The organism is Leclercia sp. W17 (assembly GCF_003336325.1).
Taxonomy (GTDB): domain Bacteria; phylum Pseudomonadota; class Gammaproteobacteria; order Enterobacterales; family Enterobacteriaceae; genus Enterobacter.
Genome location: NZ_CP031101.1, coordinates 795,180 through 817,285 on the forward strand (window position 1 = coordinate 795,180; position 22,106 = coordinate 817,285).

Annotated in this window: 21 protein-coding genes; 19 read left to right on the plus strand and 2 right to left on the minus strand. The window is 58.9% G+C overall.

Annotated elements, in window-relative coordinates:
- The first annotated feature begins 12 nt into the window (after positions 1-12).
- From DVA44_RS03975 to speB, 3 genes are all read left to right on the plus strand, one after another.
- Positions 13-1,296 carry an ABC transporter substrate-binding protein gene (locus tag DVA44_RS03975; protein ID WP_103176912.1) on the plus strand — a complete coding sequence of 428 codons (1,284 nt, stop codon included), beginning with the start codon at positions 13-15 and terminating at the stop codon, positions 1,294-1,296.
- Between the two features lie 36 nt (positions 1,297-1,332).
- The gene (locus DVA44_RS03980) at positions 1,333-2,148 is read left to right on the plus strand and encodes a sugar phosphate isomerase/epimerase (RefSeq protein ID WP_168194450.1); all 816 of its coding nucleotides are present in this window, start codon (positions 1,333-1,335) and stop codon (positions 2,146-2,148) included.
- Positions 2,149-2,299: 151 nt separating this feature from the next.
- The gene (gene speB / locus DVA44_RS03985) at positions 2,300-3,220 is read left to right on the plus strand and encodes an agmatinase (protein ID WP_058608614.1); all 921 of its coding nucleotides are present in this window, start codon (positions 2,300-2,302) and stop codon (positions 3,218-3,220) included.
- A gap of 3 nt (positions 3,221-3,223) precedes the next feature.
- On the opposite strand, the gene DVA44_RS03990 is transcribed toward speB, so the two are convergent.
- A complete protein-coding gene (locus DVA44_RS03990) occupies positions 3,224-4,435 on the minus strand; it encodes an MFS transporter (RefSeq protein WP_114385779.1) in 1,212 nt (403 codons plus the stop codon).
- A 414-nt stretch (positions 4,436-4,849) separates the two neighbouring features.
- Here DVA44_RS03990 and DVA44_RS03995 point away from each other — a divergent pair, with 414 nt between their 5' ends.
- From DVA44_RS03995 to DVA44_RS04060, 14 genes are all read left to right on the plus strand, one after another.
- Positions 4,850-5,173, plus strand: coding sequence for a non-heme iron oxygenase ferredoxin subunit (locus DVA44_RS03995; RefSeq protein ID WP_114385780.1), 324 nt, complete (start codon positions 4,850-4,852; stop codon positions 5,171-5,173).
- Complete coding sequence (locus DVA44_RS04000; protein WP_103822804.1) at positions 5,170-5,478, plus strand: recombinase-like helix-turn-helix domain-containing protein; 309 nt, start codon at positions 5,170-5,172, stop codon at positions 5,476-5,478. Before DVA44_RS03995 ends, DVA44_RS04000 begins: the two co-directional genes overlap by 4 nt.
- Positions 5,479-5,488: 10 nt before the next feature.
- Positions 5,489-6,511, plus strand: a complete 1,023-nt coding sequence (locus DVA44_RS04005) for an aromatic ring-hydroxylating dioxygenase subunit alpha (protein ID WP_114316832.1) — start codon at positions 5,489-5,491, stop codon at positions 6,509-6,511.
- A complete protein-coding gene (locus DVA44_RS04010; protein ID WP_114385781.1) occupies positions 6,511-7,260 on the plus strand; it encodes an SDR family oxidoreductase in 750 nt (249 codons plus the stop codon). Before DVA44_RS04005 ends, DVA44_RS04010 begins: the two co-directional genes overlap by 1 nt.
- Positions 7,261-7,272: 12 nt before the next feature.
- Positions 7,273-8,061 carry an IclR family transcriptional regulator gene (locus DVA44_RS04015; protein WP_114316834.1) on the plus strand — a complete coding sequence of 263 codons (789 nt, stop codon included), beginning with the start codon at positions 7,273-7,275 and terminating at the stop codon, positions 8,059-8,061.
- 78 nt (positions 8,062-8,139) lie between these two features.
- Positions 8,140-9,066: a VOC family protein gene (locus DVA44_RS04020; protein ID WP_114385782.1), complete on the plus strand. Its 927-nt coding sequence runs from the start codon at positions 8,140-8,142 to the stop codon at positions 9,064-9,066.
- Positions 9,063-10,250 carry an NAD(P)/FAD-dependent oxidoreductase gene (locus DVA44_RS04025; RefSeq protein ID WP_114385783.1) on the plus strand — a complete coding sequence of 396 codons (1,188 nt, stop codon included), beginning with the start codon at positions 9,063-9,065 and terminating at the stop codon, positions 10,248-10,250. Before DVA44_RS04020 ends, DVA44_RS04025 begins: the two co-directional genes overlap by 4 nt.
- Before the next feature lie 25 nt (positions 10,251-10,275).
- Positions 10,276-11,532, plus strand: coding sequence for an MFS transporter (locus DVA44_RS04030; RefSeq protein ID WP_114316837.1), 1,257 nt, complete (start codon positions 10,276-10,278; stop codon positions 11,530-11,532).
- A 10-nt stretch (positions 11,533-11,542) separates the two neighbouring features.
- A complete protein-coding gene (locus DVA44_RS04035; RefSeq protein WP_103822797.1) occupies positions 11,543-12,073 on the plus strand; it encodes a cupin domain-containing protein in 531 nt (176 codons plus the stop codon).
- A gap of 10 nt (positions 12,074-12,083) precedes the next feature.
- Positions 12,084-12,854, plus strand: a complete 771-nt coding sequence (locus DVA44_RS04040) for an alpha/beta fold hydrolase (RefSeq protein WP_114385784.1) — start codon at positions 12,084-12,086, stop codon at positions 12,852-12,854.
- Positions 12,838-13,632, plus strand: coding sequence for an SDR family oxidoreductase (locus tag DVA44_RS04045; protein WP_114385785.1), 795 nt, complete (start codon positions 12,838-12,840; stop codon positions 13,630-13,632). The genes DVA44_RS04040 and DVA44_RS04045 overlap by 17 nt, the downstream gene beginning before the upstream one ends.
- Before the next feature lie 9 nt (positions 13,633-13,641).
- Positions 13,642-14,412, plus strand: coding sequence for an aspartate dehydrogenase (locus DVA44_RS04050; RefSeq protein WP_114385786.1), 771 nt, complete (start codon positions 13,642-13,644; stop codon positions 14,410-14,412).
- A gap of 9 nt (positions 14,413-14,421) precedes the next feature.
- A complete protein-coding gene (locus tag DVA44_RS04055) occupies positions 14,422-15,891 on the plus strand; it encodes an aldehyde dehydrogenase (RefSeq protein ID WP_114385787.1) in 1,470 nt (489 codons plus the stop codon).
- 13 nt (positions 15,892-15,904) lie between these two features.
- Positions 15,905-17,545 carry a thiamine pyrophosphate-binding protein gene (locus DVA44_RS04060; protein WP_114385788.1) on the plus strand — a complete coding sequence of 547 codons (1,641 nt, stop codon included), beginning with the start codon at positions 15,905-15,907 and terminating at the stop codon, positions 17,543-17,545.
- A gap of 124 nt (positions 17,546-17,669) precedes the next feature.
- Here DVA44_RS04060 and DVA44_RS04065 read toward each other — a convergent pair whose 3' ends face one another.
- Positions 17,670-18,428, minus strand: coding sequence for a M48 family metallopeptidase (locus tag DVA44_RS04065; protein WP_103176898.1), 759 nt, complete (start codon positions 18,426-18,428; stop codon positions 17,670-17,672).
- 279 nt (positions 18,429-18,707) lie between these two features.
- Between DVA44_RS04065 and tkt the strand changes: the two genes are divergently transcribed.
- Together tkt and epd are read left to right on the plus strand one after the other, a co-directional pair.
- The gene (gene tkt, locus DVA44_RS04070) at positions 18,708-20,699 is read left to right on the plus strand and encodes a transketolase (protein ID WP_103176897.1); all 1,992 of its coding nucleotides are present in this window, start codon (positions 18,708-18,710) and stop codon (positions 20,697-20,699) included.
- A gap of 348 nt (positions 20,700-21,047) precedes the next feature.
- Positions 21,048-22,067, plus strand: a complete 1,020-nt coding sequence (gene epd, locus DVA44_RS04080; RefSeq protein WP_114385789.1) for an erythrose-4-phosphate dehydrogenase — start codon at positions 21,048-21,050, stop codon at positions 22,065-22,067.
- The last annotated feature ends 39 nt before the right edge of the window (positions 22,068-22,106 follow it).

The following is a 22,106-nucleotide window of genomic DNA, read 5'->3' on the forward strand; positions in this document are numbered from 1 at the left end:
AAGGAGCAAACGATGAAGAAACGTAACGCTTGCCTGAGCGCCTCATTATTGCTTGCCTGCTCCTGCCTCGCGGCGGCGCAGGCGGCGGAAATCCGTATCTCCTGGTGGGGAGGTAACAGCCGCCATCAGGCGACCTTAAACGCCATTAAGCTGTTTGAGCAGAAATACCCGGATATCAAGGTGAAGGCCGAATACGCCGGGTGGGAGGGATACCTCTCGCGCCTGACCGTACAGATTGCGGGCGGCAACGAGCCGGACGTCATTCAGACCAACTGGAACTGGCTGCCTATTTTTTCCCGGGACGGCAACGGCTTTTATGATCTCTACAGCCAGAAAGCGGTGCTCGACCTCGGGCAATATGATCCGCAGTCCCTGAGTACCACCACGGTCAATGGCAAGCTGAACGGCATTCCGGTGGCGGTGACAGCACGCAGCTTCTACTACAACAAGAAATTATGGCAGGAGATGGGCGTCAGCTATCCGCAGAGCTGGCCGGAGCTGATGGCGGCTGGGAAAGCGTTTCAGGCAAAAGACAAAGAGAAATATCCGCTGGTACTCGACTATATGGAGTCGTTGACGCTGGTACAGTCCTGGATGGTGCAGAAATACGCGATTCCGGCGATTAATGAGAAAACGGGCAAGTTTAACTATACCCCGCAGCAGTGGGTGGAGTTCTTCCAGCTGTATAAAGATCTTGTCGACAGCCACGTCTTCCCTTCCATGCGGGTACTCTCCTCTTACGGCAAAAGTAATACCTGGGAGATGAAGCCCTGGATCCAGGGAAAATGGGGCGGCATCTATATGTGGAACACCAATGCCGTGATGTATGAAAACAACCTGACCGCGCCCTATAACAAGCTGGAGCTCGGGCCATTCTTTATGCTGCCGGGGGCGAAAGATGCCGGATTATTCTTCAAGCCGACAATGATGTTCAGCGTGGGGAAATCGACGAAGCACCCACAGGAGGCGGCGAAGCTGATCGATTTTTTAATGAACGATCCGCAGGGCGTCAAAGCGATGGGGCTGGAGCGCGGCACGCCGCTGAGTAAAAAGGCCGCGCAGCAGCTGGAAGCTGAGGGGGTGATTCAAAAGGACAATATTACCGTGGCTGGGATCAACGCCTCTCTGGCACTGCCCCATAACATCCCCACCTCGCCCTATTTCGATAACCCGCAGTTTGTCGAGCTTTGGCACAATACCATTGAAAATATCGACCAGGGCACCCTTACGGTAGAGCAGGCGGCGAAAAGCTTCTCCCGTAATGCCGAACGCATCCTGGGCAGAGCAATGCGCTAACCCGACGATACCGGTTCACAGATGATGGGGAAGGATATGATTACCTTTAGCGCAACGCTAACCTGCCGTTATGAAACGCTTTTTTCGCCTTTTACCCCGCAGGACTTTGAGCAGGGACTGGCGTGGCTGGCGCAAAGCGGCTTCGACGCCGCCGAACTGTGCATCAATGATTATGAAGGCATGGAGGTCTCATGGCTGAAAAAGCGGCTGGATGACTACCGGCTGGGGTGTACCACTATTGCCACGGGCCAGGCCCGCAAGCGCGATGGCCTCTCTTTACTTTCCAGCGACAGGGCGGTGGTTTTGCGTACTCAACGGCGCCTGGCGGAACATATTGACGCCGCCGCGCAGCTGTCGAGCCATGTCACCATAGGCTCATTGCGCGCAACGGACAGGATGCTGAGTAAAACCGAGTATATGCATGCGCTGGCGGAGGCGATGGCGCCGTGCGTGGAGCAGGCGAAGCGGTGCGGCGTGACGCTGGTCCTTGAAGCCCTTAATCGCTATGAAATCGCGCATCTGCACAGCGCGGCGGATATGATGGCGTTTATGAGCTTCTGCGACGCACCGGAAAATGTCGGCGTGTTATGGGATATTTTCCATGCCAATATTGAGGATCGCGATTTCACCGACGCGATAGCCTTGCTGGGCCCCCGGCTGCGGCATGTGCATTTTGCCGACTCTAACCGGGCGTTTCCGGGGTATGGCCATTTGCCGATTGATGACATCTATCTGGCGCTAAAAGCGGCCAACTATCAGGGTGCGGTTTCGCTGGAGTGTCTGTGCCAGCCGTCAACGGCAACGCTGATTAAAGAGGCCGGTCCGCTGATCGATCGGTTGCGTCGCTTATAAGGGGTGAAGCGGGGGATCATTTTTCCTGACTTGAACCTGCGCAGATTAACGGCGATAATTCTTTTTATTGCCTTTTTCCAATCTAACCCTTCCTCGTCGGGCTAACGACGCGGGAGGGTTTTTTTATAGCGACGAATATGAGGTTTTTGCCATGAGCACCTTAGGTCACCAGTACGACAACTCGTTAGTTTCCAATGCCTTTGGTTTTCTACGCCTTCCGATGAACTTCCAGCCTTACGACAGCGATGCGGACTGGGTGATCACCGGCGTACCATTTGATATGGCGACATCCGGTCGTGCCGGTGGCCGTCATGGCCCGGCGGCCATTCGTCAGGTTTCCACCAACCTCGCCTGGGAGCATAACCGCTTCCCGTGGAACTTCGACATGCGCGAGCGCCTGAACGTCGTGGACTGCGGTGACCTGGTATATGCCTTCGGCGACGCGCGTGAAATGAGTGAAAAACTGCAGGCGCACGCAGAAAAACTGCTGGCTGCCGGCAAGCGCATGCTCTCCTTCGGTGGTGACCACTTCGTGACGCTGCCATTGCTGCGCGCCCACGCGAAGCACTTCGGTAAGATGGCGCTGGTGCATTTCGATGCGCATACCGACACCTACGCGAACGGCTGTGAATTTGACCACGGCACCATGTTCTTCACCGCGCCGAAGGAAGGTCTGATCGATCCGAACCACTCCGTGCAGATCGGCATCCGTACCGAATTCGACAAAGACAACGGTTTCACCGTGCTGGATGCCTGCCAGGTGAACGATCGCGGCGTGGATGACATCATCGCCCAGGTTAAGCAGATCGTCGGTGATATGCCGGTCTACCTGACCTTCGACATCGACTGCCTGGATCCAGCCTTTGCCCCAGGTACCGGTACCCCGGTAATTGGCGGCCTGACCTCAGACCGCGCCATCAAACTGGTGCGCGGCCTGAAGGATCTGAACATCGTCGGTATGGACGTCGTTGAAGTGGCCCCTGCCTATGACCAGTCCGAGATCACTGCGCTGGCCGCAGCGACCCTGGCGCTGGAGATGCTCTACATCCAGGCAGCGAAAAAAGGCGAGTAAGCCTTAGGCGCTGATTGCTGCTGCGCGACGCATGCGCAGCAGCAACATTCCCCCGGCCAGCAGGGTGATAACCTGCGACACCACCAGCACCGAAAAACCGGAACTGACCGACCCGGCCGATTTCATCACCATCCCCATCAGCAGCGGAATAAACGCCGCGCAGATATTGCCAATCCCATTAATGATCCCGTAGGCGCTGCCCACCGCTTCTCGCGCGGCGTGATGCTGGATCACGGCAGGAATGGCGGCCCCCTGAAGCCCCCAGAAGATATTGGCGGAAAGCATAAACAGCGCCAGCCATACCGGCTGATGGCTGAGCATCAGGGCGACCACTGACAACGCGGTCAACGCGCCGCCCACAACAAAGAGTACCGGAGCCTGGTCCGGGCGCATTTTATCGAGCAGTACACCACCCAGGAACTTTGAACCCAGGCTCAGCAGGAAGGGGATCGCCGCAAGCCAGCCCGTCGCGTGAAGGGAGAAATGGTGTTCATCCCGCAGCCACGCGGGCAGCCAGGCACTGCTTCCCCAGAGATAGCTCAGAGTGGCGATTTCAACCAGTAAAATCCAGCCCAGCAGCGGCGTTTGCCAGGCGAGGGTAAAGGTTTCGACAAATCCCGGTTTTTTCATCTTCACCGCACCACGCGGTGCGGGCAGGTAGCGCCAGATTAACCCGCCACCCAGCAGCAGATTGATTGCCGCCAGCGCATAGAACGAACCCGCCCAGCCCAGATGCGCCATCAGCCAGGTGACGAGCGGAAAGCCCACCGCCAGCCCGAGCGAGACGCCCAGCGCAGTGACGGCGTTGGGTTTGCCTATCTCTTCCGCGCTGAAGTTATCGCTGATAAAGCGCGTTTTCAGGGAAAAGAGCGGGCCTTCGGCAATGCCCAGCACCAGGCGGGCGATAAGCATCCCCATTAGCGAGCCCAGCAATGGCGAAACAGCGCAGACCAGGGCCCAGATCGCAATGCTGCTTAACAACCCCTGCCGATAATGAAGTTTGCTTTCAATAACAGGAGTTAATAATAAAGCGGAAAATCCATAACCCAGCAGAAAGCAGGTCATTAACATTCCCTGTAACATTCTGTTTTCATTTAACCGAAAATGCTCGGCAAATTCTGGGTTTAAAATCATCACCGAGATATTCACCCGGTCGACGTAGGAAATAATAATGAGTAATAACAATGCAATTGTGCCTTGCCATCTTGCCGTCATAATGCCTGCCTTATACATGCGTGTAATTTTATTTTTATTTGCGTGATTGTCACGGAACTAAAATGGTTCACCTGTGAAACTCATTGTTTATACACAATAAAATTTAAGACTGTTTCACAGGTGAAACACTGAGCTTTTCAGTTGTTTTATTTTTAGGTAACAAAAGTAAAAGAAGTCAATATTTCTTTATTTAAATTTAACCTCATCGGTAAATCGTATTCATTCACGCCGTAATAATGAAAATTTCATATCGCTGCATTTTTTCGTGATCCTTTGCACACTTAGTTAATTAATTACCTGTCGGTTAACAAATTCGTCACATTGGCGCTTGACGAAACATTCATCGCTTTTATATTGACCGTATTAAATAAGAAACAGAGTTTCATATATGAAACAAAAGCCTGGAGGATCGCGATGAGCTGGATAGGCGTATGTGACGCAGAACAAGTACAGGAAGATTTCCCTTTTAGCGGCAACGTCGAAGGCCAAGAGATCGGCGTTTATTTGATTGACGGTGAATATTACGCGCTGGAAGACGTATGCCCGCACGCGTATGCCTTGCTGAGCCAGGGCTTCGTGGAAGATGGCAAAGTGGAGTGCCCGCTGCATGAGGCGGTGTTTGACGTCAAAACCGGCCAGTCTCTGCATGGCCCCGGTGGTCGCAACCTCAACCGCTACCCGGTTCGGGTCTTTGAAAATCAAATCCAGATTACCTTCGTCGAGGAGACCGTGGCATGAGCGACACCCTGAATTTCAACCCGGCCCTGCCTGAAAGCCGCCAGTTTACCCCGCCTGCAGAGGGCGGTAACGGTGCCATTCATAAGCCGGGCGAATATCAGAATCTGATCTGGCAGACCCGCAGCCGCGAGCCGGAAAGCTGGGAAGTGAAGCTGATTGCGACGCTGGAAGATCTCTTCGAACAGGGCATTGAAACCTTACCGGAGCTGGTGAAGGGGCTGAACGCGGTGCGGATGCACGATCAGCAGGGCGAGCCGTGGAGCGACGCCAGCTTCCAGGCATTCTTACAGGTTAACGGCTACTGAGGACAACGCGATGACGACTACCGTACAAAATTATCTCGATAAGGGTCTGCGCGGCCTCTGGTATCCGGTTTTGGCGAGCTGGGAAGTGCAGTCTGCGCCCGTGGGCATTACCCGTCTGGGGGAGCAGATTGTGGTCTGGCGCAACAAAGATGGTCAGGTCCAGGCGCTGGAGGACCGCTGTCCGCACCGTGGCGCGCGCCTGTCGATGGGCTGGAATCTCGGGGACCGCATCGCCTGCTGGTATCACGGCGTGGAAGTGGCAGGCAATGGCGAAGTGAAAGATGTGCCTGCGGTGGACAAATGTCCGCTGGTCGGCCAGCAGTGCGTACGCAGCTATAACGTGCAGGAGGCGCACGGCGCCATCTTCCTGTGGTTTGGCGTCACCGCCGATCAGCAGCCGGACGAGCTGACCTTCCCGGATGAACTCGCCGACACGGAAAATTTCAGCAACTTCCTCTGCACCGCCGGGTGGAAATGCAATTACCAGTACGCGCTGGAAAACGTGATGGACCCGATGCACGGCACCTATCTGCACTCCTCCTCGCACTCGATGGCGGAAGGGGACCGCAAGGCCGACATGGTGCTCCAGCCGACCAAAACCGGCTTCATCTTTGAGAAAAAAGGGCAGAGCGGCGTCAACTTCGACTGGGTGGAGCTGGGCAACAGCGGCACCTGCTGGATGCGCCTCTCCATTCCTTACAGGAAGCGTTTCGGACCGGGCGGCCACTTCTTTATCGTCGGTATGGTAGTGCCGGAAGATAACGACAACTGCCGCGTCTTCTTCTGGCGCATCCGCCGCGTGCAGGGCTGGCAGCGCGATATGTGGCGCTTTATGTACCGCAACCGTCTGGAAAAACTGCACTGGGAAGTGCTGGAGCAGGATCGTGTGGTGCTGGAAAGCATGGCGCCAAATGCCCGCGACCATGAATACCTCTACCAGCATGACGTCGGCCTCTCCCGCTTGCGCCGCATGATGCAAAAAGCTGCGAAAGAGCAGCTGGCGATGCGCGACGCGCAGCAGGGAGCCGCCTGATGAACGGGCTGTTGAGCGGAAAACGCATCGTTGTAACCGGTGCCGCGCGCGGCCTGGGCTACCACTTCGCCAGCGCCTGCGCGGAGCAGGGGGCGGCGGTGGTGATGTGCGACATCCTGAAAGGCGAGCTGGCTGAAAGCGCCCACGGGCTGAGCGAACAGGGTTATGCGATCGAATCGCACGTTATCGATCTGGCCGATCCCCATTCCATCGAACAGGTGTTCAGCGCCATTGGCGAGCAGGGGCAGATTGACGGCCTGGTGAATAACGCGGCGATGGCGACCGGCGTCGGCGGCAAAAACATGCTCGATTACGATCCGGATCTTTGGGATCGGGTGATGAGTGTCAACGTCAAAGGCACCTGGCTGGTCACCCGCGCCGCCGTGCCGCTGCTGTGCGAAGGGGCAGGCATTGTGAACGTAGCCTCCGATACCGCCCTGTGGGGTGCGCCGCGCCTGATGGCCTACGTTGCCAGTAAGGGGGCCGTGATTGCCATGACCCGCTCAATGGCGCGGGAGCTGGGTGAAAAGCGTATTCGTATTAACGCCATCGCGCCGGGGTTAACCCGCGTTGAGGCGACGGAATATGTGCCCGCCGAACGGCATCAGCTCTATGAAAATGGCCGGGCGTTAACGGGGGCGCAGCAGCCGGAAGATGTCACCGGCAGCGTGGTCTGGCTGTTAAGCGATCTGTCGCGGTTCATCACCGGACAGCTTATCCCGGTCAACGGCGGTTTTGTCTTTAACTAAGGGTTGGCGATTATGGCAAACGATCAGGAAGTTAAGTATCTGGTGCCGGGGCTGGAGCGCGGTTTACAGCTGCTGTTGGCCTTCGGCGAGCAGCATCGCGATCTGACCTTTGCCGAGCTGCACCGGCTGGTGGATATGCCGAAGGCCACCGCCTACCGCGTGGTACAGACGCTTGAGTATATGGGGTTTCTGGAGCGCAACACACGCACCAATACCTTCTCGCTGGGCATGAACGTGCTGCGTCTGGGCTTTGAGTACATCGCCTCGCTGGATGTGGCGCAGGTGGGCCAGCCGGTTATCGAACAGCTGCGCGACGTCAGCCAGTGCAGTAGCCATCTGGCGATCCGCGACGGGCGCGACATCATCTACATCGCCCGCGTCAGCGCCGCCGGGTCACGTATCAATCAGGTCAGTATCGGCACCCGTCTGCCGGTGCACTGCACTTCGCTCGGCCGCATGCTGTTGACCGATATTTCCCGCGCCGATTTTGAACAGCTGTTCCCGCACGAGCGCCTGCCGGGCAACACGCCGGGGCAGCTTCATGACCGCGAAGCCCTGTGGCAGATGGTGCAGCAGGACAAAGCCCGTGGGTATGTGATCGGCGAATCCTTCTTCCGCCACGGCATCTCCTCCATCGTCTACCCGGTGTATGACCGAAGCGGACGCGTGGCAGCGGTGGTCAGCATTCTGGTGCCAGCGGAAGAGATCCCGCAAACCGACCGCGAACGTCTGCAAAACGACGTTCGTCTGGCGGCGGATAAAATTTCTGGCTTCTTAGGGTATTTGTCACAGGCCAGTTAAATCAGTGAGTTAACGTCAGGCGCTTCACTGCGTCGGGCATGTTTTACGCCCAATTTGGGCCAGATGAGGCAACGAACGATGAGTGTAACCGGAATTGAAAAGCTGGAATTTGGCGTTGAGAACCTGACGCACTGCGCCAAATTTATGCGTGATTTTGGCCTGACGGGCGATGCCAGCGGCCAGCGTTTTACCACCCTGAGCGGCGCGCGCGTGGAGCTTAACCCGATCGACAGCCCCGATCTGCCCCCGGCGTTTGAAACGGGTAACACCCTGCGCCGCATGACCTGGGGGGTGGCGACCCAGAACGATCTGGACGCGCTGCGCCCGAAGCTTGCCGGGCAGCCCGGCTTCCGCGAGGTGGGTGATGCCCTGGAGTGTCTTGATCCGAACGGCATGACGCTGCGCGTGCAGGTCAGCCAGCAGACCGACGTGGAGCTGAACGTGGAGCCGATTAACCAGTGGGGCGATGCCCGCCGGATTGACACCCCCAGCCCGGTTTACGACCGCGCCCAGCCCATCAACGTTGGCCACGTGGTCTTCTTTGTGGAGGAGCTGGCGGCGGTGGAGAAATTCTACCGTGAAGTGCTCGGTTTCCAGGTCTCTGACCGCTACATCAACCGCGCCGTGTTCCTGCGCTGCGGCGTGCGTGGGGGGCATCACAACCTGTTCCTGCTGCAATTGCCGAACCGTAAGCGCGGCCTGAACCACGTGGCCTTTACCGTGCGCGATATCCACGAGGTGATCGGCGGCGGTATCGCGATGAATAAAAATGAATGGAGCACCTTTATTGGGCCGGGTCGCCATCCGGTCTCGTCGGCCTACTTCTGGTACGTCAACAGCCCGACCGGCGGCGCGTTTGAGTACTACACCAACGACGACTACCTGACCGAAAACTGGCAGCCGCGCGAGCTGGAGCATTCGCTGGTCTCCTTTACCGAATGGGCGGTGGAAGGCGGCATCGACCACGACACGCGCCGCCAGCAGAAAAAACCGGAGGCGGTATGACGTCGCGCATTGTCATTATCGGCGGCGGCCAGGCGGGCGGCTGGGCGGCTAAAACCCTGCGCGACGAGGGCTTCGACGGTGAGATTTGCGTGGTGGCGGAAGAGGAGTGGGATTTCTATGAGCGCCCACCGCTGTCAAAAGCGTCTCTGCTGGAGCCGGACGCGGCGCTCCCACGGCTGTTTACCGACGAGGCACAGCAGGCGCTGAACCTGACCTGGTATCGTCCGTTGCGGGCTGAATCCATTGACCGTGAAGCGAAAGCGGTTGTTTTAAGCAACGGCGAGCATCTTAGTTACAACATGCTTTTACTGGCCACCGGAGGGCGGGCGCGCCTGCCGGGTGAGGCGTGGGCGGCGCACCCGCAGGTCTACACCCTGCGCCACTGGCAGGACGCGCAGCTCCTGAAGAGCCGTCTGGCGGAAAGTAAAACCTTGGCGATTATCGGCGGGGGCTGGATCGGCCTGGAGATTGCTGCCTCCGCGCGCAAAAGCGGCGTGGCAGTCACCTTGTTCGAGCAGCAGCCTGCGCTCTGCATGCGCTCGGTGAGCGGCGAGGTGTCGCAGCGCTTAGCAACAATTCATCGCGAGCAGAGTGTGGCGATCCGTACCGGCTGCGGCGCGCTGGAGCTGGAAGACGATAACGGTCTGCCGGTCATCCACTGCGACGGCCAGCGTGAAACCTTTGATGCGGTGGTGGTGGGGATCGGCGTCGATCTCAATCTGGAACTGGCGCGCAACGCCGGGCTTAAAACCGAACGCGGGATCGTGGTGGATGCCCAGGGACGCACCGCAGATCCGTTCATCTTTGCCGCCGGGGATGTGGCCCAGCATCATCACTACGGCCTGTGCATCCAGTCCTGGGCCTTTGCCCAGAATCAGGCGGTGGCGACGGCGAAAGCGATGCTCAACCCCGATGCGCCAGGTTACGACGACGCGCCGTGGCTGTGGTCAGATCAATACCAGCACAATATCCAGATCCTCGGCATTCCGCAGCCGGACAGCAGCACGATAGTGCGGGACGATTCGCTGTTCTTCTCGCTCGATGCGAACGGGCGGCTGACGCAGCTGGTGGCGTTTAACGATGCGCGCACCGTCAAGCTGGCGAAGCGCTGGATGGCGGCGGGAAGGGATCTGTCAGACGTACCGCTCAGCGACCCGACCTTTTCACTGATGTCATTGCGATAGCTAACCCGCACCCGTAGGGGGAGACATGACCACATTAGAGACCAACACCGCGCCTGTTGAGGCGAGCGGTGAGGGAACCCGCACGCCTGAAAAAGCGGTGCGCTGGGCCATCCCGCTGGCGCTGCTGGCCTGCGTGCTGCTGGCGTTTTTCGACAAAATCAGCATTGCAGCGCTCTTTTCTGACGGCCATTTCCAGCAGGCGATGGGCATCGATTTCGACACCACGCGCCTCGGCATTCTGATGAGCGCCTTCCTGCTGAGCTACGGCTTTTCATCGGTCTTTTTAAGCGGGCTGGGGGACAAGATCGCCCCGCTGCGCCTGCTCACCGGGATGATGGTGATCTGGTGCGTGCTGATGGTGGCGATGGGCTTTACCCATAACTACACGCTGATGATTGTCCTGCGCATCCTGCTGGGGGTGGCAGAAGGGCCGCTCTTCCCGCTGGCCTTCGCCATTGTGCGCCACAACTTCCCGCAGCATCTGCAGGCGCGCGCCACCATGCTGTGGCTGCTGGGCACTCCGGTAGGGGCGGCGATTGGCTTCCCGCTCTCCCTCTGGCTGCTGAATACCTTCGGCTGGCAGAGCACCTTCTTCGTGATGGCGATGCTGACCGTGCCGGTGCTTATCTTCGTGCGCATCGGTCTGCGGGGGATCCGTCTGGATGCGAAACCGGCCACCACTCAGGCATCGCAGGATGAGCGCCGCGCGGCCCGGCGCGAGCTGTTCGTCAGTCCGCACTTCTGGATCATCTGCATCTTTAACATCGCCTTCCTGACCTACCTGTGGGGTATCAACGGCTGGCTGCCGGGCTACCTCATCAAGGGCAAAGGCATCCACCTTGAGCACGCGGGCTGGCTGTCGTCGATGCCGTTTATCGCCATGCTGGCAGGGGAAGTGATTGGCGCATGGCTCTCGGACCGGGTCGATAAGCGCGCCGCGGCCTGCTTTATCTCCATGGCGGGGGCAGCGGTGGGGCTGGCAGCGGTCATGCACCTCGACACCCCGCTGACCATCATCGCGGCGATGAGCTTCAGCACCTTTATGTGGGGCACCGGGGCCCCCAACATTTTCGCCCTGCTGGCAAAGGCCACCCATCCACGGGTGAGCGCCACGGCGGGCGGCATCTTCAACGGGCTGGGAAACTTTGCGGGCGCGCTGTCGCCGGCGGTGATGGGGGCGCTTATCGCCTTCACCCACAGCATGGATTCCGGGCTGATTTTTCTGGCGGTGATGGCGGCGGTGGGCTGCGTCCTGTTACTGCCGCTGCTGAGACGTTACTGAGGAGAGTGTCATGACTGATTCAACCGTAACCAACAAATCTGGCATCAAACCTGACCACCTGACGATGGAGGAGTGGGTCGAGTCGCGCATCGCGCGCTTCGAAGGGCGTAAATATGACTGGAACGCACTGAAGTTCCAGGCCGATTTTGACCCGAAATATCGCCGGGCGCAGATGCGCTACATCGGCACCGGTGCCACCGGCGTGGCGAACGACACCAACACCGTGCAGGCGGATCACTTTACCTTCTCCACCATGGTACTGCCGTCGAAATGCGAAGGGCCGCTGCACCTGCATGACGATGTGGAAGAGGTCTTCTTCATGCTGAAAGGGCAGATCACGCTGATGATCCAGGATGGCGACAACTACACCGAAACCGTGCTGCGCGAGCGTGACCTGATTTCCGTCCCGCCGGGCATCTATCGCGGCCTGTTTAACCACGGGGAAGAAGAGGCGCTGATGTGCGTCATGCTGGGCACCAACAAGCCGGAAATCCCGACCTACCCGGCCGATCATCCGCTCTCAAAAGTGAAGCGGAACTAAGGGGTGCACGATGACGGAATTTCGTGAACAGGGATGCGGCATTCCGCTGATGTTGCTGCACGGCATCAGCTCCGGCGCCGCCTCCTGGCATAAGCAGATGGCGCTGGACGGTTTTCGGGTGCTGGCGTGGGACATGCCCGGCTATGGCGAAAGCCCGATGCTGGCAGCTGAACGGGCAAACGCCGGAGATTACGCCGACGCGCTGGCGGCGATGCTCGATCGGGCGGGCGTCTGGCAGGCGGTGCTGGTAGGGCACTCTCTGGGGGCGCTGGTCGCCAGTGCTTTTGCGGCGAAGTTCCCGGAACGCGTTATCCATCTGGTGCTGGCGGATGCCGCGCAGGGCTACGGCCAGGCCGCGCCGGAGCAGCGTGAGCAGGTCTGGCGCAACCGTGAGCAGCAGATGGCGCTGGGCGGCGAAATCCTCGCCCAGACCCGTGCCGCGAAGCTGCTGCGTCCCGGCGCGCGGGCGGAGGATGTCAGTTGCGTCGCGGCGGGAATGCGCAAACTGCGCCCGGAGGGCTACCTCGCTGCCGCATGGATGCTGGCGCACGACGATATTCACGGCTGGCTGAAACGCTACACAGGCCAATTTGAAGTCTGGTGTGGTGAGCATGATGCGATAACGGAACCTGAACGGGTAGCGGGGCTGGCGCTGCGCTACTCCATGCCGTTTATCGCCATTCCGCAGGCCGGTCACGCCAGCTATCTCGACAACGACGCGTTTTTTAACCAACAGCTTTTACGCATTAACGAAGAGGTGCGCGATGAATGCACAAATTGATGGGCGCATAGCGGTCGTCACCGGCGGTTCTTCTGGCATTGGCTTTGAAACGCTGCGCCTGCTGCTGGGCGAGGGGGCTAAAGTGGCCTTCTGTGGCCGCGACCCGGACCGGCTCGCCAGCGCCCATGCGGCGCTGCAAAACGAATACCCCGACGGGGAGATTTTTTCTTACCGCTGCGACGTGCTGAAAGCCGACGAGGTGCAAGCCTTTGCGGATGCCGTTCATGCGCGCTTTGGTGCGGCGGATATGCTGATCAACAACGCCGGGCAGGGCTACGTGGCGCACTTCAATGACACGCCGCGTGAGGCGTGGCTGCACGAAGCCGAGCTGAAACTGTTCGGGGTGATCAACCCGGTGCAGGCGTTTCAGCCGCTGCTGGAGCAATCCGACATCGCCTCCATCACCTGCGTCAACTCGCTGCTGGCGCTGCAGCCGGAAGAGCACATGATCGCCACCTCTGCTGCCCGCGCCGCGCTGCTGAATATGACCCTGACGCTCTCGAAAGAGCTGGTGGGGAAAGGTATTCGGGTGAATTCCATCTTGCTCGGCATGGTGGAGTCCGGCCAGTGGCAGCGCCGCTTTGAAAACCGTACAGACAAAAGCCAGAGCTGGCCGGAGTGGACGGCGGAGATCGCGCGCAAACGCGGCATCCCGATGGCCCGCCTCGGCAAGCCGCAGGAGCCCGCGCAGGCGCTTCTGTTCCTCGCCTCGCCGCTGGCCTCGTTTACCACCGGCGCCGCGCTGGACGTTTCCGGCGGCTTCTGCCGCCATCTGTAAGGACGCATCATGAAAAAGATCATGTTAATTGGTTTTGGCGCGATGGCGCAGGCGGTGATTGAGCGCCTGCCTGCCGGTGTCGCTATCGGCTGGATCGTGGCGCGCGAGTCTCACCACGCGGTGATTCGCCAGCAGTTTGGTGATGCGGTGGTGGCGCTGACCTCGCCGCTGGAGTGCGCTGAAGCGCCCGATCTGGTGCTGGAGTGCGCCAGCCAGCAGGCGGTGGCGCAGTACGGCGAGGATATTCTGCGTCGCGGCTGGCATCTGGCGGTGATCTCCACCGGCGCCCTGGCGGACAGCGCGCTGGAGCAGCGCCTGCTTGCTGCGGGCGGCAAACTGACGCTGCTCTCCGGCGCGGTGGCTGGTATCGACGGGCTGGCGGCGGCGAAAGAGGGTGGGCTTGAGCGCGTGACCTATCAGTCGCGTAAAAGCCCGGCCAGCTGGCGCGGCAGCTACGCCGAACAGCTTATCGATCTTAATTCGGTGTCAGTGGCGCAGGTCTTTTTCGAAGGCAGCGCCCGGGAGGCGGCACGACTGTTCCCGGCCAACGCCAACGTGGCGGCGACCGTGGCGCTCGGCGGTGTCGGGATGGATGAAACCCGCGTACAGCTGATGGTCGATCCGGCCACGAAACGCAATACCCACACGCTGCACGTCGAAGGCGTGTTTGGCGAGTTCCATCTTGAGCTGAGCGGGCTGCCGCTTGCCTCTAACCCGAAAACCTCCACCCTGGCGGCACTGAGCGCGGTCCGCGCCTGCCGCGAGCTGGCCCTGAGCTGAGGAGTGACGATGGATAACCTGAAGATTTTTATCGGCGGCCAGTGGCGACACGGTAGCGGCAACCCGATGCAGAGTCACTTCCCGGCTGATGGAACGATCAACGCGGTTTTAAACGCGGCAAGCCTCGACGATCTGCATGACGCAATCGAGGCTGGCGAGCGGGCGTGGCGCGATCCCGCGTGGCGCAACAGCCTGCCGCATATGCGCGCGAAGATCCTCCACAGAGTGGCGGATCAGATTGAATCCCGCGTCGACGAGCTGGCGCAGATGCAGAGCCGCGATAACGGCAAGCCGCTGGCGGAAGCACGCGGGCTGGTGATGAGCGCGGCGGGAACGGCACGCTACTTCGCCGCCGCCTGTGAGTTGCTGGAAGGGGAGCTTCCGACGCCGCGCCAGCCGGATTTACTGACCCTGAGTCGCTATGAGCCGCTTGGCGTGGTGGCGGCCATCACGCCGTGGAACTCGCCGATTGCCAGCGAGATGCAGAAAGTCGCTCCGGCCATTGCCGCCGGAAACGCGGTGATCCTCAAGCCCGCCGAAGCGACGCCGCTGATGGCGCTGGAGCTGGCGCGCATCTTTGAGCAGGCCGGGCTGCCCGCCGGGCTGCTGAGCGTACTGCCGGGCAAAGGTTCGGTCATTGGCGATGCGCTGGCGCGCCATCCTAAGGTGCGGAAGATTTCCTTTACCGGCGGCACCACCACGGGCCGTCATCTGGCGCACGTGGCGGCGGAAAAGCTGATCCCGGCCTCTCTTGAGCTGGGCGGTAAATCCCCGACCATCGTGCTCGAGGATGCGGATATCGAGCAGGCCGCGCGCGGGATCTGCTACGGCATTTTTAGCTCGGCGGGACAGGCCTGTATCGCCGGGTCGCGGCTGTTTATCCACGAAAGCCTTTACGCGCCGCTGATGGCGCGGCTGCTGGAGTTAACCCGCGGCCTGCGCGTGGGGCATCCGTTTACCGACGGCACCCACGTCGGGCCGCTGATCAACGATAAGCATCGCCAGAGCGTGATCGAGTACGTCGAGCTGGCGAAGCGCGAAGGGGGCCGCGTGCTGTGCGGCGGGGAGATCCCAGCCGATCCCAATCTTGCAAACGGCAGCTTCTTCCAGCCAACGATTATCGAAGGGCTGAGTAACAATGCCCGCGCCTGTCAGGAGGAGATCTTCGGCCCGGTGCTGGTGGCGATGCCATTTAACGATGAAGCGGCGTTGATCCAGCAGGCGAACGACTCGGTATATGGTCTGGCTGCCGGGATCTGGACGCGGGATACCGGACGCGCGCTGCGCTTAAGCGAGCAGCTTGAGGCGGGCACGGTGTGGATCAACACCTACAAGGTCTTTGCGATTTCGACCCCGTTCGGGGGCTTTAAAGAGAGCGGTCTGGGCCGCGAAAAGGGCATTCAGGGGCTGAAAGCCTGGATGCAACAAAAGAGCATTTATCTGGCGACGGGTAACAGCGTCAACCACTGGTGCGACTAAGAAAGGGTGAGCAATGAGCGAAATGATAACCGTCGGCGACGCCATCGCCAGAACGCTGGAGCAGTATCAGGTTGAGGCCATCTACGGCGTCATCTCCATTCACAACCTGCCCATCGCCGATGCGGTAGGGCAGCGCGGCAATATCCGCTTCGTACCCGCGCGTGGCGAAGCCGGTTCCGTCACCATGGCCGACGCCCACGGGCGTTTCTCTGGCCTCGGCGTGGCGCTGACCAGTACCGGGGCAGGGGCAGGTAACGCGGTAGGCGCGCTGGTGGAGGCGATGAATGCCTGCACGCCGCTGCTGCATTTAACCGGACAGGTGGAAAAAGCCTGGCTGGATGCCGACACCGGGTTTATCCACGAAACCCGCGACCAGTTGACCTTCCTGAAGGCCAGTTCGAAACGGGCGTATCGCATCAGCAATGCCAACCAGGCGATAGCGATTCTCCATAAAGCGATTCAGGAGGCACAGACGCCGCCGTGCGGGCCGGTCTCTGTGGAAATCCCGATTGATATTCAGGGGGCGAAAATTCCGCTGTCGCTGGTGACGGCGCCGGTAAAACCGGTGTCAGCTTCAGCGCCAGATGCCAGCATGGTTGATGCGCTTTGGGCGCAGCTGAAGCAGGCGAAACAGCCGCTGCTGTGGCTGGGTGGCGGGGCGCTGGAAAGCGCTGACGCCGTGAAAAAACTGGCGGATGCGGGTATCACCGTGATCTCCAGCACCCACGCGCGCGGCGTGCTGCCGGACAGCCATTGCGCCAGCCTGCGGGCTTTCCATAACTCGCCGTCAGTGGAGGCACTGATCGCCCGGTGTGATTTTACGCTGGTGGCGGGCTCACGCCTGCGCAGCAACGAAACCCGTTCCTGGACGCTGGAGCTGCCTTACCCGCGGGTGCAGATCGATATCGACCCGGCGGCGGCAAGCCGTAACTATTTGATGGATAAAACGCTGGTAGCCGATTGTTCAACGCTGCTTAACGCGCTGGCTGCAAAAGCGCAGGGGCGTGAATGGGGTAACGCGCAGTGGGACATGCAGGTCCAGCAGGCGGTGGAACAAGCCGAGCAGGGTCTGCGCGAGCAGTGTGGTGCCTATGCGAAGCTCAACGATGCCATCGAGAAAGCGCTGCCGCAGGATGGCCTGCTGGTGCGTGATATCACCGTTTCCGGCAGCCTGTGGGGCAGCCGCCTGTTCCGCGCCAACGGTCCGCTGATGAACATTCACTCTCTGGCCGGGGCGATTGGCATGGGGCTGCCGATGGCGATTGGTACTGCGATTGCCAATCCGCAGCGCAAGGTCGTAGGGCTGGTGGGCGACGGCGGCCTGAGCCTGAATTTAGGCGAGCTGGCGACGCTGGCGCAGGAGAAAGCCAACGTGACGCTGCTGATCATGAACGACGGCGGTTACGGCGTGATGCGCGGCATTCAGGATAAATATTTTGGCGGACGTCAGTATTATAACGAGCTACATACGCCGGACTTTACCCTGCTGGCCCAGGCGATTGGCCTTCAGGCATGGAGCGTTGAGCGAGCTGAAGATTTTGATGCGGTGATGACGGAAGCGCTGGCGATGCCGGGGCCGTCGGTGGTGGAGGTGCGAATGGGGCAGATTGGCGCCTTGAAGTTTGCCGGGCCGCCGCAGAAAACGCTGTACTAGCTGTGTGCCTGGTGGCGCTGCGCTTACCGGGCCTACGTTTACTGCGATTATGTTCTGAGTAGGCCGGGTAAGGCGAAGCCGCCACCCGGCTTTTCAACGGAGGCGCAGGTGCCTCCGCGGTACATTATTTAATCCCGTCTGCCGCCATGCGATCGCGGATGTGCTGCGCACGCGCTGCGGAGGCAGGGTGGTCGTCAAACATGGAGCTTTGACGGCCCGCTTCCTGTTGAGCCAGTTTTTCGAAGCTGGTGGCTAAACCTGACGGGTTAATCCCACGCTTGCGCAACAGATCATAAGAGTAGTCATCGGCCTCAGATTCCTGACGCTGAGAGAACTGGGAGTTAACCAGTTTTTCACCGAGATCGCCGAGCTGCGACTGGGAGAGGCTACCTACAATGCCACCCGCAGAGGCCGCCGCCACGCGAACGGCGTTCGTGCCGAGGGCAACCTGCATCCCTTTCTTCACATGGCCGAGGGCAACGTGACCCATTTCATGCCCGATAACCGCTTCGACTTCATTGTCGTTCATCATATCCATTAATCCGCTGTAGACGCGGATGCAGCCGTTAGCCATCGCAAAGGCGTTAACGTCTTTCGCCATGTAAACCTTGTAGTTCACCGGCTGGCCGTTAATGTTGTCGCCAAGTGCTGAAGCAATCTTATTCAGACGCTGAGCGTAAGTGCTGTCTGCCGGTGCGATGGTGGCTTTACCGTCCATCTCTTTACAGGCCTCATCGCTTAATGTTTTCACCTGGGCATCGGTGAGGGAGTAGGCCTGAAACGCCTCTGCTCCGGAGCTCAGCAGGCCACCAGAATTCATATTCTGACACCCGCTAAGAAGAAGGGTCGTTCCCAGAGCCAGCACTACTGCACGCATTTTCATTATGTTGCTTCCGTACTCGTTAAACTTGATAAATTCTGAAAGTTTTGCCGCCCCGGAGGAGGGTGCAGCTCCAATTATAAAGAATATAAACGAAGGCGGGCGAGAAGATTGCGCAACGTGCGAGCCTGTTCCAGAGATTTCTTAAGCGGCAAAAGAATGGTCCATGTACATGCTTTGTCGCTTGGGTTACATTGTTGGCACTTTTTTCTGGCGTAGCCCAAAACGCGCTGTCGTCAAGCCGAAACGGGCATGGCCTTCAACATCCGATCTGGAGTCAAAATGTCCTCACGTAAAGAGCTTGCCAATGCTATTCGTGCGCTGAGCATGGATGCTGTACAAAAAGCTAAGTCCGGTCACCCGGGTGCCCCTATGGGTATGGCTGACATTGCCGAAGTCCTGTGGCGTGATTTCCTGAACCACAACCCGCAGAACCCTGCATGGGCTGACCGCGACCGTTTCGTTCTCTCTAACGGCCACGGCTCAATGCTGATCTACAGCCTGCTGCACCTCACCGGCTATGACCTGCCAATCGAAGAGCTGAAAAACTTCCGTCAGCTGCACTCTAAAACCCCGGGTCACCCGGAAGTGGGTTACACCGCAGGTGTTGAAACCACGACCGGTCCGCTGGGTCAGGGTATTGCTAACGCCGTGGGTATGGCGATTGCCGAGAAGACGCTGGCGGCGCAGTTCAACCGTCCGGGTCATGACATCGTCGACCACTTCACCTATGCATTCCTGGGTGACGGCTGCATGATGGAAGGCATTTCTCACGAAGTGTGCTCCCTGGCAGGCACCCTGAAACTGGGCAAACTGGTTGCGTTCTATGACGACAACGGCATCTCCATCGACGGCCACATTGAAGGCTGGTTCACTGACGACACCGCAGCACGTTTCGAAGCCTACGGCTGGCACGTGGTGCGTGGCGTTGACGGTCACGATGCTGAAGCGATTAAACGTGCAGTAGAAGAAGCGCGCGCAGTGACCGACAAACCGTCCCTGCTGATGTGCAAAACCATCATCGGTTTCGGTTCTCCGAACAAAGCCGGTACGCACGACTCCCACGGTGCACCGCTGGGCGACGCAGAGATCGCCCTGACCCGTGAAGCACTGGGCTGGAAACACGCTGCGTTTGAAATCCCGTCTGAAATCTACGCGCAGTGGGATGCCAAAGAAGCCGGTCAGGCGAAAGAAGCGGCATGGAATGAGAAATTCGCCGCTTACGCTAAAGCCTTCCCACAGGAAGCGGCAGAGTTCACCCGTCGTATGAAAGGTGACATGCCAGCAGACTTCGATGCCAAAGCGAACGAGTTCATCGCTAAGCTGCAGGCTAACCCGGCTAAAATCGCCAGCCGTAAAGCCTCCCAGAATGCGATCGAAGCCTTCGGCCCGCTGCTGCCAGAGTTCCTCGGCGGCTCCGCTGACCTGGCGCCATCAAACCTGACTATCTGGTCTGGTTCTAAAGCGATCAACGAAGATACTGCCGGTAACTACATCCATTACGGTGTTCGTGAGTTCGGTATGACCGCGATTGCCAACGGTATCTCCCTGCACGGTGGTTTCCTGCCGTACACCTCCACCTTCCTGATGTTCGTGGAATATGCCCGTAACGCGGTGCGTATGGCTGCGCTGATGAAACAGCGTCAGGTGATGGTCTACACCCACGACTCTATCGGTCTGGGCGAAGATGGCCCGACCCACCAGCCGGTTGAGCAGGTTGCTTCTCTGCGTGTGACCCCGAACATGTCCACATGGCGTCCATGTGACCAGGTTGAATCTGCGGTAGCGTGGAAATATGGCGTTGAGCGTCAGGACGGCCCGACCGCGCTGATCCTCTCCCGTCAGAACCTGGCTCAGCAGGATCGTACCGAAGAGCAGCTGGCGAACATCGCTCGCGGTGGTTACGTGCTGAAAGACTGCGACGGTCAGCCGCAGGTGATCTTCATCGCAACCGGTTCTGAAGTTGAACTGGCTGTTGCCGCCTGGGATCAGCTGGCAGGCGAAGGCGTGAAAGCGCGCGTGGTCTCCATGCCATCTACCGATGCCTTCGACAAGCAGGACGCGGCTTACCGTGAATCCGTGCTGCCGAAAGCCGTTTCTGCCCGTGTGGCAATCGAAGCGGGTATCGCTGACTACTGGTTCAAATACGTGGGCCTGAACGGCGCTATCGTTGGCATGACCACCTTCGGTGAGTCTGCGCCAGCTGAGCAGCTGTTCGAAGAGTTCGGCTTCACCGTTGAGAACGTGGTCGCGAAAGCGAAAGAACTGCTGTAATCACGGTTGTGCCCGGCGGCGCGTAGCTTGCCGGGCCTACAAAATATTCAGGCCGGGCAGGCGTCAGCGTCACCCGGCTTTTTTGTGCATGTTATTCCTCAAAGATGTAATACCTCTGTAAATTATTCCACTTAAAATGTGATGTGTGTCATATAGCTGGCTTATTACTCTGGACAGTCATTTCCTTTATTCCGTGTTTCGCTTATTCTGGCTGAAGCGTTTCAGTCGATTAAACGTTCGACAAATGACCAATCAGTTGGAGTTTGTGACAGGCAAGGATTCCCCTCAGCGCGTTGCTGCATTACTCTGTCAGCCACCTCGTGTCAGGGAAAGCTTTGCAGGAGACTTATGACCGTACGCGTAGCGATTAATGGTTTCGGTCGCATCGGACGTAACGTGGTTCGTGCTTTATATGAATCCGGACGCCGGGCGGAAATTACCGTGGTGGCCATCAATGAACTGGCGGATGCCGCAGGCATGGCGCATTTATTGAAATATGACACCAGCCATGGACGCTTTGCCTGGGACGTTCGTCAGGAGAGAGAGCAACTGCTTGTCGGTGATGACGTGATCCGTGTGCTTCATGAGCGGACGATCGAAGCATTACCCTGGCGTGAACTGGGTATAGATGTGGTTCTCGATTGTACCGGCGTCTACGGCAACCGCGAGCACGGCGAAGCCCATCTGGCGGCTGGCGCAAAAAAAGTGCTCTTTTCACATCCTGGCAGTAACGATCTCGATGCCACGGTGGTTTACGGCGTCAACCATCACGAGTTGCACGCAGAACACCGAATTGTCTCCAATGCCTCCTGTACCACCAACTGTATTATTCCGGTCATCAAACTGCTGGACGACGCCTACGGCATTGAGTCGGGTACGGTTACCACTATCCACTCAGCCATGCACGATCAGCAGGTCATTGACGCTTACCACCCGGACCTGCGACGCACTCGCGCGGCGAGTCAGTCGATTATTCCGGTGGACACCAAACTGGCGGCCGGTATTAGCCGAATTTTCCCGCAGTTTGAAGATCGTTTTGAATCTATCGCCGTCCGCGTACCTACCATCAACGTGACGGCGATCGACCTCAGTGTTACCGTAAAAAAACCGGTAAAAGCCTGTGAGGTCAACCTGTTGCTGCAAAAGGCGGCACAGCAAGCATTTCATGGTATAGTTGACTATACGGAATTACCGTTGGTCTCAGTAGATTTTAACCACGATCCGCATAGCGCTATTGTTGATGGCACCCAAACGCGAGTGAGTGGGGCGCACCTGATCAAAACGCTGGTCTGGTGTGATAATGAATGGGGCTTTGCTAACAGGATGCTCGACACCACGTTAGCCATGGCCGCACAAGGTTTCAGGTAAGACGCGTATTGCGTCTGCAAAACTTTAAGAATCAACGAG

Bases quoted from the DNA above. Each gene is read 5' to 3' on its own strand.
- DVA44_RS03975 (WP_103176912.1), top strand. From the start codon at position 13: ATGAAGAAACGTAACGCTTGCCTGAGCGCCTCATTATTGCTTGCCTGC.
- DVA44_RS03980 (WP_168194450.1), top strand. From the start codon at position 1,333: ATGATTACCTTTAGCGCAACGCTAACCTGCCGTTATGAAACGCTTTTT.
- speB (WP_058608614.1), top strand. From the start codon at position 2,300: ATGAGCACCTTAGGTCACCAGTACGACAACTCGTTAGTTTCCAATGCC.
- DVA44_RS03990 (WP_114385779.1), bottom strand. From the start codon at position 4,435: ATGACGGCAAGATGGCAAGGCACAATTGCATTGTTATTACTCATTATT.
- DVA44_RS03995 (WP_114385780.1), top strand. From the start codon at position 4,850: ATGAGCTGGATAGGCGTATGTGACGCAGAACAAGTACAGGAAGATTTC.
- DVA44_RS04000 (WP_103822804.1), top strand. From the start codon at position 5,170: ATGAGCGACACCCTGAATTTCAACCCGGCCCTGCCTGAAAGCCGCCAG.
- DVA44_RS04005 (WP_114316832.1), top strand. From the start codon at position 5,489: ATGACGACTACCGTACAAAATTATCTCGATAAGGGTCTGCGCGGCCTC.
- DVA44_RS04010 (WP_114385781.1), top strand. From the start codon at position 6,511: ATGAACGGGCTGTTGAGCGGAAAACGCATCGTTGTAACCGGTGCCGCG.
- DVA44_RS04015 (WP_114316834.1), top strand. From the start codon at position 7,273: ATGGCAAACGATCAGGAAGTTAAGTATCTGGTGCCGGGGCTGGAGCGC.
- DVA44_RS04020 (WP_114385782.1), top strand. From the start codon at position 8,140: ATGAGTGTAACCGGAATTGAAAAGCTGGAATTTGGCGTTGAGAACCTG.
- DVA44_RS04025 (WP_114385783.1), top strand. From the start codon at position 9,063: ATGACGTCGCGCATTGTCATTATCGGCGGCGGCCAGGCGGGCGGCTGG.
- DVA44_RS04030 (WP_114316837.1), top strand. From the start codon at position 10,276: ATGACCACATTAGAGACCAACACCGCGCCTGTTGAGGCGAGCGGTGAG.
- DVA44_RS04035 (WP_103822797.1), top strand. From the start codon at position 11,543: ATGACTGATTCAACCGTAACCAACAAATCTGGCATCAAACCTGACCAC.
- DVA44_RS04040 (WP_114385784.1), top strand. From the start codon at position 12,084: ATGACGGAATTTCGTGAACAGGGATGCGGCATTCCGCTGATGTTGCTG.
- DVA44_RS04045 (WP_114385785.1), top strand. From the start codon at position 12,838: ATGAATGCACAAATTGATGGGCGCATAGCGGTCGTCACCGGCGGTTCT.
- DVA44_RS04050 (WP_114385786.1), top strand. From the start codon at position 13,642: ATGAAAAAGATCATGTTAATTGGTTTTGGCGCGATGGCGCAGGCGGTG.
- DVA44_RS04055 (WP_114385787.1), top strand. From the start codon at position 14,422: ATGGATAACCTGAAGATTTTTATCGGCGGCCAGTGGCGACACGGTAGC.
- DVA44_RS04060 (WP_114385788.1), top strand. From the start codon at position 15,905: ATGAGCGAAATGATAACCGTCGGCGACGCCATCGCCAGAACGCTGGAG.
- DVA44_RS04065 (WP_103176898.1), bottom strand. From the start codon at position 18,428: ATGAAAATGCGTGCAGTAGTGCTGGCTCTGGGAACGACCCTTCTTCTT.
- tkt (WP_103176897.1), top strand. From the start codon at position 18,708: ATGTCCTCACGTAAAGAGCTTGCCAATGCTATTCGTGCGCTGAGCATG.
- epd (WP_114385789.1), top strand. From the start codon at position 21,048: ATGACCGTACGCGTAGCGATTAATGGTTTCGGTCGCATCGGACGTAAC.